The organism is Thermostichus sp. OS-CIW-20 (assembly GCF_054061455.1).
In genome coordinates, this window is the sequence record NZ_JBSSEF010000013.1 from 24,113 (window position 1) to 40,153 (window position 16,041).

15 protein-coding genes are annotated in these 16,041 nt (G+C 59.7%); 9 read left to right on the forward strand and 6 right to left on the reverse strand.

The window, feature by feature from the left end; all coding sequences use genetic code 11:
* Positions 1 to 183: 183 nt before the first annotated feature.
* Positions 184 to 978, reverse strand: a complete 795-nt coding sequence (gene hisN, locus ACVWXC_RS06745) for a histidinol-phosphatase (protein ID WP_011431542.1) — start codon at positions 976 to 978, stop codon at positions 184 to 186.
* A gap of 56 nt (positions 979 to 1,034) precedes the next feature.
* On the opposite strand from hisN, the gene ACVWXC_RS06750 reads away from it, so the two are divergent.
* Both ACVWXC_RS06750 and ACVWXC_RS06755 read left to right on the forward strand, forming a co-directional pair.
* On the forward strand, positions 1,035 to 1,667 hold the full coding sequence (locus tag ACVWXC_RS06750) for a biotin transporter BioY (protein ID WP_011431541.1): 633 nt from the start codon (positions 1,035 to 1,037) through the stop codon (positions 1,665 to 1,667).
* 152 nt (positions 1,668 to 1,819) lie between these two features.
* Positions 1,820 to 2,260, forward strand: coding sequence for a hypothetical protein (locus tag ACVWXC_RS06755; protein WP_011431539.1), 441 nt, complete (start codon positions 1,820 to 1,822; stop codon positions 2,258 to 2,260).
* A gap of 111 nt (positions 2,261 to 2,371) precedes the next feature.
* On the opposite strand, the gene ACVWXC_RS06760 is transcribed toward ACVWXC_RS06755, so the two are convergent.
* A complete protein-coding gene (locus tag ACVWXC_RS06760) occupies positions 2,372 to 2,488 on the reverse strand; it encodes a photosystem II reaction center protein I (RefSeq protein WP_011431538.1) in 117 nt (38 codons plus the stop codon).
* A 369-nt stretch (positions 2,489 to 2,857) separates the two neighbouring features.
* Here ACVWXC_RS06760 and ACVWXC_RS06765 point away from each other — a divergent pair, with 369 nt between their 5' ends.
* Positions 2,858 to 3,790, forward strand: a complete 933-nt coding sequence (locus ACVWXC_RS06765) for an alpha/beta hydrolase (RefSeq protein WP_457391770.1) — start codon at positions 2,858 to 2,860, stop codon at positions 3,788 to 3,790.
* Positions 3,791 to 3,845: 55 nt separating this feature from the next.
* Positions 3,846 to 4,832 carry a porphobilinogen synthase gene (hemB, locus tag ACVWXC_RS06770; RefSeq protein WP_011431536.1) on the forward strand — a complete coding sequence of 329 codons (987 nt, stop codon included), beginning with the start codon at positions 3,846 to 3,848 and terminating at the stop codon, positions 4,830 to 4,832.
* Here the strand turns inward: hemB and ACVWXC_RS06775 are convergent, their stop codons facing one another.
* On the reverse strand, positions 4,833 to 5,393 hold the full coding sequence (locus ACVWXC_RS06775) for a slr1601 family putative cell division protein (RefSeq protein WP_228375367.1): 561 nt from the start codon (positions 5,391 to 5,393) through the stop codon (positions 4,833 to 4,835).
* A gap of 105 nt (positions 5,394 to 5,498) precedes the next feature.
* On the opposite strand from ACVWXC_RS06775, the gene ACVWXC_RS06780 reads away from it, so the two are divergent.
* Positions 5,499 to 5,678, forward strand: coding sequence for a hypothetical protein (locus tag ACVWXC_RS06780; protein WP_143596988.1), 180 nt, complete (start codon positions 5,499 to 5,501; stop codon positions 5,676 to 5,678).
* Positions 5,679 to 5,774: 96 nt separating this feature from the next.
* Complete coding sequence (gene thyD, locus ACVWXC_RS06785) at positions 5,775 to 6,704, forward strand: thylakoid membrane protein ThyD (protein ID WP_457391773.1); 930 nt, start codon at positions 5,775 to 5,777, stop codon at positions 6,702 to 6,704.
* Positions 6,705 to 6,757: 53 nt separating this feature from the next.
* Here the strand turns inward: thyD and ACVWXC_RS06790 are convergent, their stop codons facing one another.
* On the reverse strand, positions 6,758 to 9,556 hold the full coding sequence (locus ACVWXC_RS06790; protein ID WP_457391775.1) for an HAD-IC family P-type ATPase: 2,799 nt from the start codon (positions 9,554 to 9,556) through the stop codon (positions 6,758 to 6,760).
* Between the two features lie 458 nt (positions 9,557 to 10,014).
* On the opposite strand from ACVWXC_RS06790, the gene ACVWXC_RS06795 reads away from it, so the two are divergent.
* The 3 genes from ACVWXC_RS06795 to ACVWXC_RS06805 all read left to right on the forward strand — a co-directional run bounded on the left by ACVWXC_RS06795 (position 10,015) and on the right by ACVWXC_RS06805 (position 12,667).
* Positions 10,015 to 11,289 (forward strand): NAD(P)/FAD-dependent oxidoreductase, encoded by a 1,275-nt coding sequence (locus ACVWXC_RS06795; RefSeq protein WP_011431532.1) that lies wholly within the window; start codon positions 10,015 to 10,017, stop codon positions 11,287 to 11,289.
* 231 nt (positions 11,290 to 11,520) lie between these two features.
* Complete coding sequence (locus ACVWXC_RS06800) at positions 11,521 to 12,327, forward strand: hypothetical protein (RefSeq protein ID WP_099812710.1); 807 nt, start codon at positions 11,521 to 11,523, stop codon at positions 12,325 to 12,327.
* Positions 12,305 to 12,667 (forward strand): hypothetical protein, encoded by a 363-nt coding sequence (locus ACVWXC_RS06805; RefSeq protein WP_099812711.1) that lies wholly within the window; start codon positions 12,305 to 12,307, stop codon positions 12,665 to 12,667. Before ACVWXC_RS06800 ends, ACVWXC_RS06805 begins: the two co-directional genes overlap by 23 nt.
* A 67-nt stretch (positions 12,668 to 12,734) precedes the next feature.
* Here ACVWXC_RS06805 and ACVWXC_RS06810 read toward each other — a convergent pair whose 3' ends face one another.
* Together ACVWXC_RS06810 and ACVWXC_RS06815 are read right to left on the reverse strand one after the other, a co-directional pair.
* Positions 12,735 to 14,318 carry a serine/threonine-protein kinase gene (locus tag ACVWXC_RS06810; RefSeq protein ID WP_099812712.1) on the reverse strand — a complete coding sequence of 528 codons (1,584 nt, stop codon included), beginning with the start codon at positions 14,316 to 14,318 and terminating at the stop codon, positions 12,735 to 12,737.
* A 318-nt stretch (positions 14,319 to 14,636) separates the two neighbouring features.
* Positions 14,637 to 15,869, reverse strand: a complete 1,233-nt coding sequence (locus ACVWXC_RS06815) for an HhoA/HhoB/HtrA family serine endopeptidase (protein ID WP_457391778.1) — start codon at positions 15,867 to 15,869, stop codon at positions 14,637 to 14,639.
* Between the last annotated feature and the right edge of the window lie 172 nt (positions 15,870 to 16,041).

The window sequence follows — 16,041 nt, forward strand, 5'->3', positions numbered from 1 at the left end:
GTGTCAGGAAACGGCTATGGAGAAAAGGGAAAGCTTGGTACGCTTTTGGTCTGAACTGGCACTGCCGGGGGTGGCGGTACCGGTTGTCGACGGGGGCGCCGGACGAAGAACTTGGCTAGAGCCTTATCTTGTCAGCAACAATTTCTAACAATCGCTCCCCAGCGCTTACCTTCGGGCTAGGGACTACCTCTCGGAGCTTATTGCAGCCAAGGCCTGGCGATGCAAGTCGGGGTTGGCCGCCGCCAGCACTTCCCCCCTAGACGTGCGGGTCAAGGGATCCCCCGACCAATCGGTAATCAGGCCGCCGGATCCCTCGATAACAGGCACGAGAGCAGCAAAGTCGTAGAGGGCAAGCCCACACTCCATCACCAGATCGATGTAGCCGCTGGCCAACAAGCCGTACTGGTAGCCGTCGCCGCCGTAAGAGGTGATGTGAACCGAGCGGCTGAGCTGCTGAAAGCGCTGCCGCTGGTCAGGCTGGGCGAACAAATCGGGGGTGGTGCAGCTTAGGTAGGCGCGGCTGAGTTCAGTGGTGGCTTTGGTGCGCGTGAGCTGTTGGGTGGAGGGGGTTATCCAGCGGGTTGGTTGTCCCTGCACCCCCAGCCAGCGCTCGCGCAGCACCGGCTGATCGATGAGGCCCAAGATGGGGCGATCCTCCGCCAACAGGGCGATCAAAGTGGCAAAGGTGGGCTTGCCGGTGGAAAAGGCGATGGTGCCATCCAAGGGATCCAAAACCCAGGTGTAGGGGGATCCGGTCTGGTGGAAGCCAAACTCCTCGCCGAGGATGTTGTGCTCCGGCACGTGGGCGGCCAGCAGCGCCCGCATCGCCCGTTCCGCCTCCCGGTCGGCTATCGTTACAATTGGCGAGCGGGCCTCCTTGTATTCGGCTTTCAGCTCCCCGCGAAACAAAGGTCGGATCACCGCTCCGGCAGCCTCGGCCAGGGCCTGCGCCAATTCAATCCATTCTGGCTTGACCACCTTACTCTCTCTGTACTTTGTCCTCTTCTAGCATAGAAAAAGACTTCCCCTCGGCTATGCGCTCTGGCCGACTGTTAACCCCTCTGGAATGGCTCTGGATCGCGATTGGGGTGATCTTGACCATTTTGGGCACCCTAACCCAGGTGAGCTTGCCGCCTCAGTGGCCAGGGGTGGGCGGATATAGCTTTTCCCTGCAAATCGGCGGCGTGCTGCTGACGGCCTGTCTGGCGGGGCCGGTGGCGGCAGTGTGCGCTCAGATCGTCTATCTGGGATTGGGGTTGGCGGGGCTGCAGGTGTTTGCCCAAGGAGGCGGATGGCAATACCTGTACCAGCCCGCCTTCGGCTATTTGCTCGGGTTTCTGCCTGCAGCCTGGGCCTGCGGGACAATGGCCTTTCGACAAACGGATCCTCATTTACCGCGCGCCTCCTTTCCCCCTCGCCGCAACCCCTACGTGCAGCCCAGCCTCTCTGCGCCGGTGCGTCTGCAAGACTTGGCCGCCGCCGGTTTGGTGGCCCTGACCCTGGTTCACCTGACCGGGATCACCTATCTCTTAGCTACTCAGCCCTGGAATGGAGAGTTGCTGCAGTTGCTTCGGCTCTACTCTGGCTATACCCTGCCAGGACAGCTCATCGTGGTCAGCTTCGCTGCCCTCCTAGCCCTGATCCTGCGGCGCTTGCTGCTGCTTTAGCGCAAAAGACCTTCTATCTTTGCGCGATTGCGCATTTGCTCTTGGGCTGGAGCAGCAAAGATTAGCCTAGAGGCAAACTTGCCCCAGAGAAGGGACAAGGGGTTTCCAAGGTTTCACCAGGTTTCTGCAAAGTTTCGTGAGAAAAGGCAAGAATGCGACGCGCTGCGCTAACTCTCTTGGCAACGGGCTTTCTAGCCACCACTCTGACCGCCTGCGGCAACAGCGGCAACTCTGGCGGATCGATTGTCATTCCACCCCAAAGCCCAACCGTTTCCTTTATCAATCCGCCTACCTCTGGGCGCGTAGGCACCTCCACACCGGCTTTCACGGTGCAGGTCAGTGTGCCGGGCGGCGCCCGCTCAACCCAGTTTGTGGAACTGGAAACCTTCAACCCGCTTGGCACGCGCGTGCAAAGGGAAGTCTTTAGCCCCCAGCAGGTTGGCTGCAGCCCAGGTGCCACTTTCTGTAGCTTCAACACCGACTTCCGGGTTGCTCCTGGCGATCCTGCCGGCGTTTGGCAGTTTCGAATCACTGCCTTTGACCAGCAAAACCGCTCTGGATCCCAGACTCTTCTGATTACAGTCTTTCAGTAGGCAAGCCGAGCCGTTGCTTTGGATTGAGAGCTAAGCGAAAGCAGGGGATGCGTCAAGCACCCCCTTAAGGCGTAAGCCCTTCTCACCAGGAACGCCCAAATGCGGGATCCCTCATTCCATGTCCCGACGGTTGGGGTTGCGGGCAGGGTCATTGCTCAAGAAACCAAAAACAAACAGTCCCACAAAAAAGATTACCACCGCGTAAACAGAGATTTTCAGTAACAGCATAGTTTCAGCGACCCGTTTCCAAGTGGATAAAGCGAACAAGCAACAAAGCAATGGTAGAGCAAAGACCGACAGCCACGGAGACGGGATCCCGTCAGACCTGAGGCTCGGCAAAAGTTCTTCACAAGATCATACCTCCCAACAGCTCCTCATTCCCGCCGTTGGCCCCAATTTGTCCCCAAAACGCCTCGGACACTTGCCGGAAAAGAGCCGCAAAGCTCGGCCAGATAGGGATCCCTGGCAAGGGGCAAAATTGTTAAGAAATGTTTTAAAGCGAAAAGCAACATTGCGCTCGCTCAGCGGCAGCAGTGTTGGAGAAGGCTGGGGAATGGGAGGATGGGATCTGCGGCTTTGCTGGCTGGGTACCTATCTATGCCTTTTGACTTGTCCGGTAATCCAGTTCATCAGTTAAACCACTGGGATGCTTCAGAGGAGCGGTTGCCCAGTCAGGCAAGACCTCCGTCGTCTCAAGAGATCTATTGCTCCCGGGAACTACAGCTTTCAGACGGCACCGCGGTTTTTCTGCGCCACTGGCTACAGGGATCCCCGCGCGGGCGGGTGTTGCTGTTGCATGGCAAAGGGGATCACGGCGGCGGGTTTGGCCCCTTGGCGGAAGAACTAGTGGCCCGGGGCTGGGAGGTTTTGGCGCCTGACATGCGGGGATTTGGACGCTCAGATGGCATCCGCTGTTGGATCGAGCACTTTGGTCAGTACCAGGCGGATCTAGAGGCAATCGTCGAGCAAGTTTGGCCCCAGCCAGGGATCCTCCAAGTCTGGTGCGGGTACAGCGCAGGGGCCAATTGGGCTACGGAATACGCGCTCGCTCACCCCGACCAAGTGCAGGGGCTGATCCTCATCTCCCCGGCCTTTCGTATCGACCACTATTTCAACCACTTTACCTGGGGTCTTTTACAGGTCTTGGACAAGGTTTTGCCCCAGTTGGCCCTGACCGGCCTCTACGAACCCGGGCGGGTGACCTCCCTAGCGGAGCAGCAGGCAGCCTTGGCTGCAGATCCTTACGTGTGTGGTGTTACCCGGGCCCGGTTTACGGCGGAGCTGGTGCGCAGCGGCCGGCGCTGCCTTGAACAAGCCCACCGGCTGGAGCTGCCAGTTTTGGTGCTCTACACCTCTGCCGATATTGTTGTCAATCCTGCTGGCGCTGTGGAGTTTGCCTGTCGGCTTCCCAAGGGTGAAGTCTACGATTTTCCCCAGTCGCGCCACGACCTTTTGCACGACTGCGAGGCTGCAGCTGTTCAGCAAGCAATTGGCTGCTGGTTGGAGCGGCATTTTCCCCCTCCGCTTTGACTGAGCTCCTAGGGCCCTCATGGCAAAATAGAGAGGCCCTCTTTCTCCTGCTCCTATGAGCCAAGACCTGATCTACCGTCCCCGCCGGCTGCGGCGCACCGAGGCCCTTCGCCAGCTGGTTCAGGAGACCCACCTGCGGGTGCAGGATCTCATCTACCCCCTGTTTGTCATGGAAGGGGAGAACCAGCGGCAAGAGGTGGAGTCGATGCCCGGCTGCTACCGCTACACCCTGGATCTGCTCCTCAAGGAGGTGGAGGAGGCGGCCAACTTGGGGATCCCGGCGGTGGCCCTCTTCCCGGTGGTGCCCGAAGAAAAGAAAGACCCCACGGGGCGAGAATCCTTCAACCCGGAGGGCCTCATCCAGCGGGCGGTGCGTCGGATCAAGCAGGAGATCCCCGAGATCCTGGTGATCACGGATGTGGCCTTGGATCCTTACAACAGCGACGGCCACGACGGCATTGTGCGGGACGGGGTGATCCTCAACGACGAGACAGTGGAGGTGTTGGTTAAGCAGGCCCTCTCCCAGGCGGAAGCGGGAACCGACATCGTGGCCCCCTCCGACATGATGGACGGTCGCGTCGGCGCCATTCGCGAGGCCCTGGATGAGCAAGGCTATACCGACGTGGCGATTCTGGCCTACTCCGCCAAGTATGCCTCCGCTTTCTATGGCCCTTTTCGCGATGCCCTGGGATCCGCGCCCAAGTGGGGGGATAAAAAAACCTATCAGATGGATCCCGCCAACGCCCGCGAGGCCCTTAGAGAAGTGGAGCTGGACGAGGCGGAAGGGGCGGACATTGTGATGGTGAAGCCGGCCTTGGCCTACCTGGACATTATCTATCGGGTCAAGGAAGCGACAGATCTGCCCGTGGCCGCCTACAACGTGAGCGGCGAATACGCCATGATCAAGGCTGCTGAGCAAAAGGGCTGGATCGACGGCAAGAAGGTGATGATGGAATCCCTCTTGGCCATGAAGCGGGCCGGCGCTGACATGATCCTCACCTACTTTGCCAAAGAGGCGGCCCTGCTGCTGCAACAGTCCTAGCTAGGGCCTTCTGGACAACTGGGGAGATTGTCCAATCCAGGTGGGGGGTGCCTTTTTCTCCGCGTCGGCTACTAGGTCGCTGGGATCCACCAGGCGCACCTGGATTTGATCGGGCGGCACGCGGTTGAGGCGTTCCTTGATGAGGGCTTGCTGCTGCAAGGGATCCATGCCGCGATCCACTCCCTCCCGCAACCGTGAGACTCGGGCTGAGAGGACTTCGAGGTTCTGCTCCAAAACCTGCAGGCGGTGGTGCTGGGCCAACTGCACCGGTAAAAGGCGATACAGGCCGCCGAGGGCAGCCGCCGTAAACACGAGGTTCACCCCGATGCGACAGAGCAGTTCCCAAGCTTGGGGCTCCGGCTCTGGGGCTCGTCGTTCCCGCAGGCGAGACAGATTTCTTGAACAGGAAGGCCGGACGGGGATCGTCCGCGGGCCGGGAACCGGGAGAGAAGGGGGCGCTCCGGCCCGAACCAGGGATCCCTGCCCCTGCAAACGACGCAGCCGCGGAGCAATAGAGACGCCCAGCTCAGGCCGAGGAACCTGCCCCTCATTGACAGACATGGGGCGAGCCGAGGTACGCGAAGTAGACTTGGGTGTCACGGGTGAAGGGAAGCAATCGGGGGATGAAAGACCACCTCTGCTACTGGGAAGCGCAGCTAGGGCTTATTGAAGCCGATTTTTCCGAACGTGTCAGGCGGTGGTCCAAAACATTTTTCTTTTCAGCTCTACTCCGGTACGGCGGAGGCGGATTTCGGCTCTTTTTCCGGGTCTTCGGTCAACGCCAAGCAGGAACTGCCGGACAGCCCAGAGAAAAACCGGCTATGGCCAAACCCGGAAACGCGCTAGGCTAGAGGTTCCTACCTTGGGCAAGCTCTACGCCGTCCAAAGGACGAAGGCAACAGAGAGCCCAGGGGCTTGTAGGGTGCTTATCGGGATCCGCCTATGCGCATTGCCATCACGGGTGGGAGTGGTTTTATCGGGCGCCGCTTGGTGGCCCGCCTGCTGGAGCGAGGAGATGAGGTGTTGGTTTTGAGCCGCCACCCTGAGCAGGCCCGCCGCGTTCTGGGAGCATCCCCCAACCTCAAGCTGCTGGAGTACGATCCCTACCAACCGCAAGCCTGGGCCTCAGCTCTGGAAGGCTACGAGGCCATTGTCAACTTGGCCGGAGAGCCCCTGGCCTCTTCCCGCTGGACAGAAGCTAAGAAAAGAGAGATCCGCCGCAGCCGCGTGGAAACTACCCAGGCTCTTGTCCAGGCTCTTGCTTCCCTGCAGCAAAAGCCCCGGGTGCTCCTCAGCAGCTCGGCGGTGGGCTACTACGGATCCCATCCCGAAGGGGATCCCCTGACGGAGGCGGATCCCCCGGGCCAAGGCTTTTTGGCAGAAGTCTGTCAAGCTTGGGAAGCTGCCGCCCGCCCGGCAGAGGAGCTGGGGATCCGCCTGGCCATCCTGCGCACCGGGATCGTGTTGGGGCCCGATGGGGGAGCGCTGGCCCAAATGCTTGCCCCCTTTCAGTTTTTCCTCGGCGGCCCTATTGGCTCTGGCAAGCAGTGGGTCTCCTGGATCCACCGCGACGACTGGGTGAGTCTAGTCTGCTTCCTGCTGCAACAGGGATCCGGCGTCTTCAACGCCACTGCCCCCAACCCGGTGCAGATGGAAGAGTTCTGCCGCACTTTGGGACAAGTTTTGGCCCGCCCCTCGTGGCTGCCGGTACCAGCCCCAGCCCTAGAACTGCTGCTGGGCGAAGCAGCTCAGGTGGTTCTAACAGGGCAGAAAGTGATCCCCCAAGCCGCGCTGCAGCTGGGGTTCACCTTCCAATATCCCCACCTCAAAGAAGCCTTGCGGCAACTCCTCATCCCCCAGGGCAACCGCTGAGCGTAGCCATCTAGGAGGCAAGCCCTTGCCGCCGCTCTGGCTTCCCCCAAGATTTAGGTTTTCCTGGGTAAGCGGGCCAGCGAAGCGCCTTCCGGATCCACCCGGTTGGCCAGCGCTGCCACCCCAATCATTGGCAGGCTCACCACCAGGCAGAAGCCCCACTGCTCCCAAGCTAGCGGTGCCGTGTCGAAGAGAGCGTTGAACAGGCTCCATTGGCTGAAGAGGATCTGCAGCAGGATGGCCGCTCCAATGCCGATGGTGATAGCCGCCACATCCATTAGGCGTTCGCGGCGTTCCAACTGGCTGGCGCGCCCGCGGCCCAAGAGGGTAGGGATAGCCTGGCTGAGGCTGAGCAAGTAGAAGATGCGCCCAATCACCAGCGCCTGAATGGCCATGCTGCGGGCCAGGTTGAGGTTGCCGGTGGTTTGTTCGATGTATTCAAAAACCCCGAAGATCAAGAGCCAGTTAAAGGCTGAAACCAGTAGAATGCGCTGCAGCAGCCGGGGAGAAAGCAAATTGGCGTCGGGATCCCGCGGTGGTTGGGTCATCTCCCGCCCCGTGCTGGGCTCAAAGGAGAGGGGCACCGTCATGGTGATGGAGTTGATCATGTTCAGCCACAACACCTGGATGGCCAAAATGGGCAGCTCGCGGTTGAGGAGGACGCTGAGGAGAAGGGTCATTGACTCCCCTCCGTTCACCGGCAGGATGAAGGCGATGGCCTTGAGCAGGTTGTTGTAAACGGTGCGCCCCTCTTCGACGGCGGCCTCGATGGAGGCAAAGTTGTCATCGGTCAGGATCATGTCGGCGGCGGCTTTGGCCACTTCCGTGCCGCCCCTCCCCATGGCAATGCCCACATCTGCCTGCTTCAAGGCCGGGGCGTCGTTGACCCCATCGCCGGTCATGGCCACGACCTGACCCTGCGACTGCAAGGCCTTCACCAGGCGCAGCTTTTGCTCCGGCACCACCCGCGCAAAGACGGATCCCTCGTTGGCGGCGGTAACAAACTCCTCTGGGCCGAGCTGCTCCAGATCCCGGCCGCTGTAGGCTTTTACCGGTTTGCCGCCGCCCAGGCCCATCTGCTCGGCAATGGCTTGGGCCGTGAGCACATGGTCGCCGGTAATCATCTTGACTTGGATCCCGGCGGTTTGGCAGGAGCGCACGGCGGCAATGGCCTCTGGGCGCGGCGGGTCGATCATTCCCTGCAAGCCCAAGAAAATCAGCCCTTCCTCTAGATCTGAGTGATCCACCTGAGTTTGGCTGCTGGGGACGGTTTTTTGGGCAAAGGCCAGAACTCGCAGCCCCTGCCGCGCCAAGGCCTCCACCTGCTGGCGAATCGGCTCTGCTTCCAAGGGCTGGATCTCCCCTTGGGATCCCATCTGGCTGCAGCAGCGCAGCAAGAGAGCTTCTGCGGATCCCTTGACGTAAATGCAATGCTCCTCCGGCCCCACCCTGTGTAAGGTAGCCATGTACTGAAACTGGGATTCAAAGGGGAGGGTATCTAGGCGAGGGCGGCAGCGCTGCAGATCTTCTCGATCCAAGCCCCCTTTCTGAGCTGCCACAAGCAGAGCCGCCTCGGTGGGATCCCCTACCACCTCCCACTGGCCCTTGTCCTTGGGTTGGAGGCGGGTGTCATTGCAGAGGCAGCCAGCTACGAGGCAAGCCTCAAGAGCAGGCAATTGATGGATTTCGATGGGGGAATCAGCCGCCGGGGACAGGATCTGGCCCTGAGGGCTGTAGCCGCTGCCGGTAACCCGGTAGAGCTGGGATCCGGCGTAGATGGCCTGCACCGTCATCTGGTTTTCTGTAAGGGTGCCGGTTTTGTCCGAGCAAATCACCGTGGCGCTGCCTAGAGTTTCTACCGCCGGCAACTTGCGGATAATCGCATGGCGTCGGGCCATGCGGGAAACCCCAATGGCCAGGGTTACGGTAACTACCGCCGGCAAGCCTTCGGGGATAGCGCTCACCGCCAGCGCCACTGCCGCTTCAAAGACACTCACTGCCGCTTGGCCCTGCACCAGGCCCACCAAAAAGGTGAGCGCCGCCAAGGTGAGGATAATTTTCAGCAAGGTCAGGCTGAACGCCTCAAACTTGCGCGTCAGCGGAGTTTGCAGGGATCCCCCTTCCTCGATCAGCTTGGAGATGCGGCCTGTTTGGGTCTGGTTGCCGATGGCCACCACCACCCCCGCCCCTTGGCCAAAGGTGACGAAGCTGCCGGCATAGGCCATGTTCTGGCGGTCGGCCAACGGCGTGTCTTCGGGGAGGGATCCCAGCCGTTTTTCCACCGGCACCGACTCTCCCGTGAGGGCCGATTCGTCCACCTGCAAGTTGCGCACGCTTACCAGGCGCAGGTCGGCAGGCACCCTGTCTCCCGAGCTCAAGAGCACCACATCCCCCGGCACCAGCTCCCGCGAGGGCACCCGCACTTTCTGCCCCTCCCGCATCACCGTTACTTCCGTCACCACCGACTTGGCCAGGGCGGCAATCGCCTCCTCCGCCTTGGACTCTTGGATGTAGCTGATGAGAGCGTTGATCACCACCACCGCCCAGATTACGATGGCGTTGCGCCAGGAGCCTAGGAACGCCTTGATCGCCCCGGCCACCATCAGGATGTAGAGCAGCGACTGGTTAAACTGCTGCAGAAACTTGACCCATGCGGGGGTAGCTGCCTTGGCCTTCAGCTCATTGGGGCCATACTGCTTCTGCCGCCGCTCCACTTCCGCCTGGGAGAGGCCTTTTTCCAACAGCGTCGGCAAAGAGAGCTCCTCTCCGAGGAGCTGCTGGATGGCTTGCTCCTCCGGCAGGGCATGCCAGGCAAGGGCCGGGAGCAGCTCAGGGGATGAAGGTTTGGCCATGTTCGGAATCTTGAGTTACAACAACACAACTGCAGGACGAGCTGCCGACCTTCCTCCATCTGACAGCCTAGCGGATGCCGCCTGCCCTTCCCAGTAAAACGCTCCCCGAGCAGCTCTTGCTAAGGCAAGCGTCAACAACGTTTAAGGAGGCGGCTAAGATTTGCTGAAAATTCTCGACAGATAGATAGAAAGGATGAATATATTCTTATTAGGTAGTATGATTAGCTAGAGCTTGTGGGGAGCCGAAGTGCTTCGGCCTCCCATGCTAGCTGACCTGTCCGGGCTCTTGGATGGGTTGGTTGGCTCTCTTGCTGTTTTTAATATGGCCGACGGGTCTATCGGTCTCTTTTTTGTTTCCGTTTTGAGTTTTAGAGGGAGTTATCGTGGTGCCGACTACAAAGCCAAGGGAATTCCAGGCGCAGTCAGCAGCAGTGCCGCAAAACGGCGCGCGCTCTGAGGTGCAAGGGATCGGATCGAAGGGGTCCGCGGCGGTTCTCCGCCATCAGATTGTCGTCGTCGGGGGAGGGGCAGCCGGCATCAGCGCAGCAGCCCAGTTGCTGGAGCGCCAGCGCAACCTCGACATTGCCATCATCGAGCCATCCGACAAGCATTACTACCAGCCCGGCTGGACGTTGGTGGGTGGGGGTATTGCGCCGCTGGCCAAGTTTGTGCGCGATGAAAAAACCGTGATCCCCAGGGGAGCCAAGTGGATCCAGGCGCGAGTAACCGAGCTGGATCCGGATCACAACCGCGTCATCACCGAGGATGGCCAAGTTATCGAATACGACTACCTCATCATGGCCCCCGGCATCCAAATTGACTGGCACCTGATCGAGGGCTTGCCGGAGGCGCTGGGCAAGGGCGGCGTGACCAGCAACTACTCCAAAGACTACGCCCCCTACACCTGGGAGACCATCCGCAACTTCCAGGGGGGCACGGCCATCTTCACCTACCCTGCCACTCCCATCAAGTGCGGCGGCGCGCCCCAAAAAATCATGTACATGGCCGACGACGTTTTCAAGAGCAAAAGCGGCGTTGGCGTCAACACCAAAGTTATCTTCTGCACCGCCACCCCTACCCTCTTCGCGGTGCCCGAATACAGCGCCGCCCTGGAGAAGGTGGTGGAGCGCCGCGGGATCCAGGTGAAGTTCAGGCACAACCTCAAGGCCATCCGGCCCGAGACCCGGGAGGCCATCTTTGAAGTCACCACCGACGGCGGCAAAGAGGAGGTGAGCCTGCACTACGACATGATCCACGTGGCTCCGCCCATGAGCGCCCCGGACTTTGTCAAGCGCAGCCCTCTGGCAGGGCCCGGCGGCTGGGTGGAGGTGGACAAATGGACGCTGCAGCATCCCCGCTACCCCAACGTGTTTGCTTTGGGGGATGCCTCTTCCCTGCCAACTTCCAAGACGGCAGCCGCGGCCCGCAAGCAGGCGCCGGTGCTGGCGGAAAACCTCTTGGCGGCCATGCAGTCCAAGCCGCTGCCGGCCCGCTACGACGGCTACACCTGCTGCCCCCTGATCACCGGCTACAACTCCCTGATCATGGCAGAGTTTGCCTACGACGGGAAGCTAGCTCCCTCTTTCCCCCTGGATCCAACGCGGGAGCGCTACTCCATGTACTTGGCCAAGGTGCACCTGTTGCCCTGGCTGTACTGGAACCGCATGCTCAAGGGCAAGAGGTTTGAGGCCGACATCTTCAAGCCCATCAATAAGCTGGTGCATCGCTACTAAGGCTCTCCACCCTCTCACCCCCAGCCCCTCTCCCAAGGGGAGAGGGGAGTTTTTTACAGAGCTGGCTCGCTCTGCCGCTGTGTTGTTACTTAGAAACCTTGTTAGAAAAACTACTAAGTATTTCTTAACGTCAATAGCTTCTGAGAGGTGAGGTTTTGCCGTACAATCAGCCCAGGTCTCCGTGAAAACCGAGTAGACTAGGTAAGGAAGTTTCACTTAAGGTTCTGTTCTATGGATTGTCTCAGAGAAGACGAGCTTGGCTATCTCCTTAAGAGGCGGGAAGAAGTTATAGAGGAGCAGAGAGAGATTCAAACCACTATTCAGTCTTCAAGAAATTGGCGGAAACGAGACATTTTGTCTCAGGCAAGAAAGTGGGGCTGGGAGATTGTCCGTCGTCGTGCCAGACATCCCACGCAAGCTGTTCGCGGGCATTTGAGGGTTAGTATTCCTGGACATGGCGACGGCGATTTCCTGGGGGTAGGAATAGCTCATAGAGTCTTAAAGGAATTGGCAGAGCCTAAACTCACAGAACTACAGCTTCAAAGACAAGAGTGCAGCGACCAAATTGTTAACTTTCTCGTGGGCAGAGGTATTGAATTTAGTTCTTTGCGCGAGTTAGGTTTATTAATCGAGCAGATTGAATTTCTGGAAGAGCAAAACCTAAAACTTAAGCGTAGAATAGAAGAGAGCGAGGAAGTAGCTTTAGATTTGCTCGTCGAGAAAGAACACGAAAATCAGAAGCTGGCCAATAGAATAAGAGAGCTTGCAGAAGAGCAGCTGCAAGTCCAGGAGATCGTCAGCCGTGCCATTTTAGCTCTGAAGGAACTTAAACATATCTTTGACCAGCTTCAGAACGCGGTAAACTACATTCCCATTCCAGAGATTAGGAGCTCACTGCAAAGTTACCTGAACAGGATCATGGCTATTTTTAAGGCTAACCTGCCTTCTACGGGTTCTAGAAAGTTGCTTCAGAAGAACGAGCAGGATATTTATCAAGCGAATTTGGAGGATAACCATGGGTCTCATCGAGAGCCTTGAAACGGCAATCGCGGCCTCGCGTCGCAACTATATTGAGCTCCTTGAGTTGACAGGACAGCTTGTTGCCGAGCGACAGCAGCAAGGTCAAAGGAATTGGCTACGGCTGAATGCCAAGCCCTGGACAGCAGCGACCCTAAAAAAAGCTTTTGCTTCCTTTGCAGCCGCTCGAGCTTACTTTAGTAAGCGCTACGGCATAAAAGCAAGAGGGTGGAAAGCTTTGGCAGAGCAGGTCAATACTGTTGAGACAGCGCTGATTCACTTGGGACTGGCCGTTCGCGAAAGCCCTCAGGCAACCTCCCTTTTGGAGAAGAGTGCCCGGCAATCCTCCTCGATTTCTTGAGGGGATAGGCGTCCACTCTCCCTTTTTTCGCCGTTCTGGCTTTGTATCCCCAGGAGGGGGAAGTTTTTTACAGGCAGGCTTTGAACTTTTTCAATACCGCCCGATCCAGCATCAGCAGGGCTGCGCGTAACCCCCCCGAGTATCCCCAGAAAAAGCCCACCGGCAGATGGCCCTTGGGCGCTTCCAAGTTGGTTTTGAGCTCCCCGTACTCCAGCCAGCGGCCCTGGATCTGCCAGCCTACTTTCTCTCCCATACACTCTTCGCGGGGCAAGGCCGAGAAGGATCTCGAGCTGAGCCCTCCCCTTTTCTCCGAGTCACACTCCTGCCAGAGCTGCTTCTGGACGGTAAAGCCAAAGCGTCCATGGCTGGCCTGCGTCCAAAGTTGGTCGATTAGCCGCAGCATCGGGCAGGGGAAAGCTTCAACATCCTTGGGATCGAAAAAGCCCACCTGGGATCGCCCGCCCAGCTTTAACATTAGAGCCGTCGTCCAGCGATCGGCTTCCCCCCACTGGCCAGCCCGCAGCCGATCCCACAGCCCTTGTAGGGCAGGAGCCGCTTCTCCCACCCAGTCTGGCCAGGGGAGAGTAGCGGGCAGGGATCCCTGTCCCTCTAGACAAACTTCGGGAGAAACCAGGGATCCGGATGCCCCCTCTTTTTTCTTTGTCGTGGCAGGGGTAGGGGGCGCCACCATTTGCTCCAGCTCTTCTGCCGAGTGCTGGGCCAGGAGCTGTTCCAGCTCATCTTGGGGTTGCGGGGCCAGAAGCCGCTCCAGTTGCCGCAGATCTTGAGTGCGGATGGCGGGCTCAAAGGTCAGCGGCTTCTTCTCTTCTTGAGAGGCCGCTCCCGGCAGCAGGGCCAGCCACTCGGCCATGGTTTGTGGGCGCTCTTCGGGGTGGAGAGCCATCCCTTTGAGGATGGCGGCCTCCACCTCTTCAGGAATGCTGGGGTTAAGGCTGCGGGGGGGATCCAACTGCCGGCCTGTGGCCCGCACCGGCGCGCACAAGGGCACTATCCCCGTCAGCAGGGTGTAGAGGGTGGCGGCCAAGGCATAGACATCGGTGAAGGCGCCGCGGCGGCGCAGGCTGTCGTACTGCTCCAGGGGGGCGTAGCCATCGGTGCCGTAGGAGGTATGGCGCTGGATCAAACCTTGGGCGTAGGCCCGCGCCAGGCCAAAGTCGATCAACACCGCTTGCCCGGATCCCTCCCGCACCAGGATGTTGGCCGGCTTCACATCGCGGTGCAGGATCCCCTGTTCGTGCAGGGCCATGAGGGCGGATCCCACCTCTCGCGTCAGGCGCAGGGCCTCCGGCAGGGGCAGCGGCCCCTTTTGCCGCAAAAGCTGGTGCAGCGTCTGGCCACGGATGTACTCCATCACAATGCACCAACGCTCCTGCTCCCAGATCACCTCTTCCACCTTCACCACGTGGGGGTGGCGGCAGCGGGCCAGTTGCAGCGCCTCGTTCATGAAGTTTTGCTGGAAGCGAGGATAGTCGGGATCCTCGCGGATGCTGTCCTTTAAGACCTTGATAACCACATCCTCAGCACGGACGCTGTCCCAGGCGCGGTAGGTAATGCCGAAGCCCCCTTCCCCCAAAACGGCCTCGATGCGGTAGCGCCCCCCCTGCAATTCTTCGCCAACTGCCCAAGCCATGCGCGATCTCGCTCCCCGCCTCTAGGGCTATTCTGTCACGGGGATCAACAACGGACGGCACGTAAAACTACTCGTTGCCGGGCAGACCCCCTGTCGGGCACAGCGGTGGCTCTATCGCCCCAGGGATTGTGGTCATTTCAAATAGCAACGAAACGTTTCTCTACGTCGTTATTGGTAGGCAGAGCTGTCGCAAACGCGCCAGCGGCGCGGAGCGCTTGGATGGCGGCAGAGTGTTTTCACCTAGTTTAAAACGACTCCAAGTCTTTGGAGGGGAGCTTGCTGAGAATAAGGTAGGGATCGGGATCCCAGCCTGCCTGCTCAAGAGCCCACCGGCAGCACCCCCGTCTTCACCTGGAAGGTGCGCGCCTGGCCGTCGCGGATGACCCGCAGCGTCAGCGTCTTGCCCACACCGGCGGCATCCACCAACTGCTGCACCTGCTCGGCGTCGCGAATAGGTTGGCCGTCGATCTCGACAATGACATCCCCTTTGCGTAGGCCAACTTGCTCAGCCGGCGAGCCCGGAACCACCTCCCCAATCAACACCCCTTCCTGCACCGTCAGCGGGCTAAGCCGCGCTGGGTCGCGGTTGAGGCGGGCTACCAAATCGGGGTTGAGGGTGATCATGCGAATACCCAGGAAGGCGTGCTCCACCCGGCCGTCGCGGATCAGCCGCTCGGCAATTTCCATGGCGCGGTTGATGGGGATGGAAAAGCCGACGCTCTGGGCTCGCTGGAAAATGGCCGTATTCACCCCAATGACGCGACCTTCTGCGTCCAGCAGCGGGCCGCCCGAGTTGCCGGGATTGATGGCCGCATCCGTTTGCAGGAACGTCACCCGCTTGTTGGTGGCCCCGATTTGCCCAGAGGAGCGTCCGACGGCGCTGATGATCCCCGCCGTTACCGTGTTGTCCAGGCCCAGCGGGTTGCCGATGGCGATGGCCCAATCTCCTGGCCGCACCTGGTCGGAGTTGCCCAAGGTAACCGTGGGCAGATTTTCGCCCTCGATCTGGATCACGGCGATGTCGGTTACCGGGTCTGAGCCTTTGACTTTGCCTTCGAAGGTGCGCCCATCCAGCAGATGCACCCTCACCCGCTCGCTGCCTTCCACCACGTGGGCATTGGTGAGAATGAGGCCATTGGGATCGATGATGAATCCGGATCCGGTGCCCTCCTGCTGAAACTCTTGCGGCAGTTGGGGGATTTGGCCCCCAAAGAAGCGGCGGAACAGGGGCTGGTTGAACAGATCGGGATCAATAGGGCTGGCCACGGTGCGGGTGGCGTCGATGCGCACCACCGCCGGTCCCACCTTTTGGGCAACGGCGGCAATGAAATTGGAAGGCCGCACGGCATCGGCAGGAGAGGCAGACTCAGGAGGGGACTCAGACCAAGGCAGAAGGGATCCCACCCCCTCTCCAGCCCGCTGCGACCAAGTGGCAAGGGGAGTTTGCTGCAGCCATGCTTGCCCCCTTGGCGAGGACAACCAGACCCCATAGGCAATGCCTCCGCCAAACAAAGCCATCGCCAGAAATGTTTGCCGTAGAAGCCGTGTCATGATCCCTCCCAGAGCTCAGCCGTATTGCCCCAAAAACACTGCACTGAGGAAGCTCAGGCAGACCGGCGCTACCCACCTGCGCAAGCAGACCCGGTTTACTTTGGCCTATTCTTCTTTTAGCTGTTTAGGGGATATGTGCTTAACTTAGCAAATCTTGCGGGCAAAGACAGGG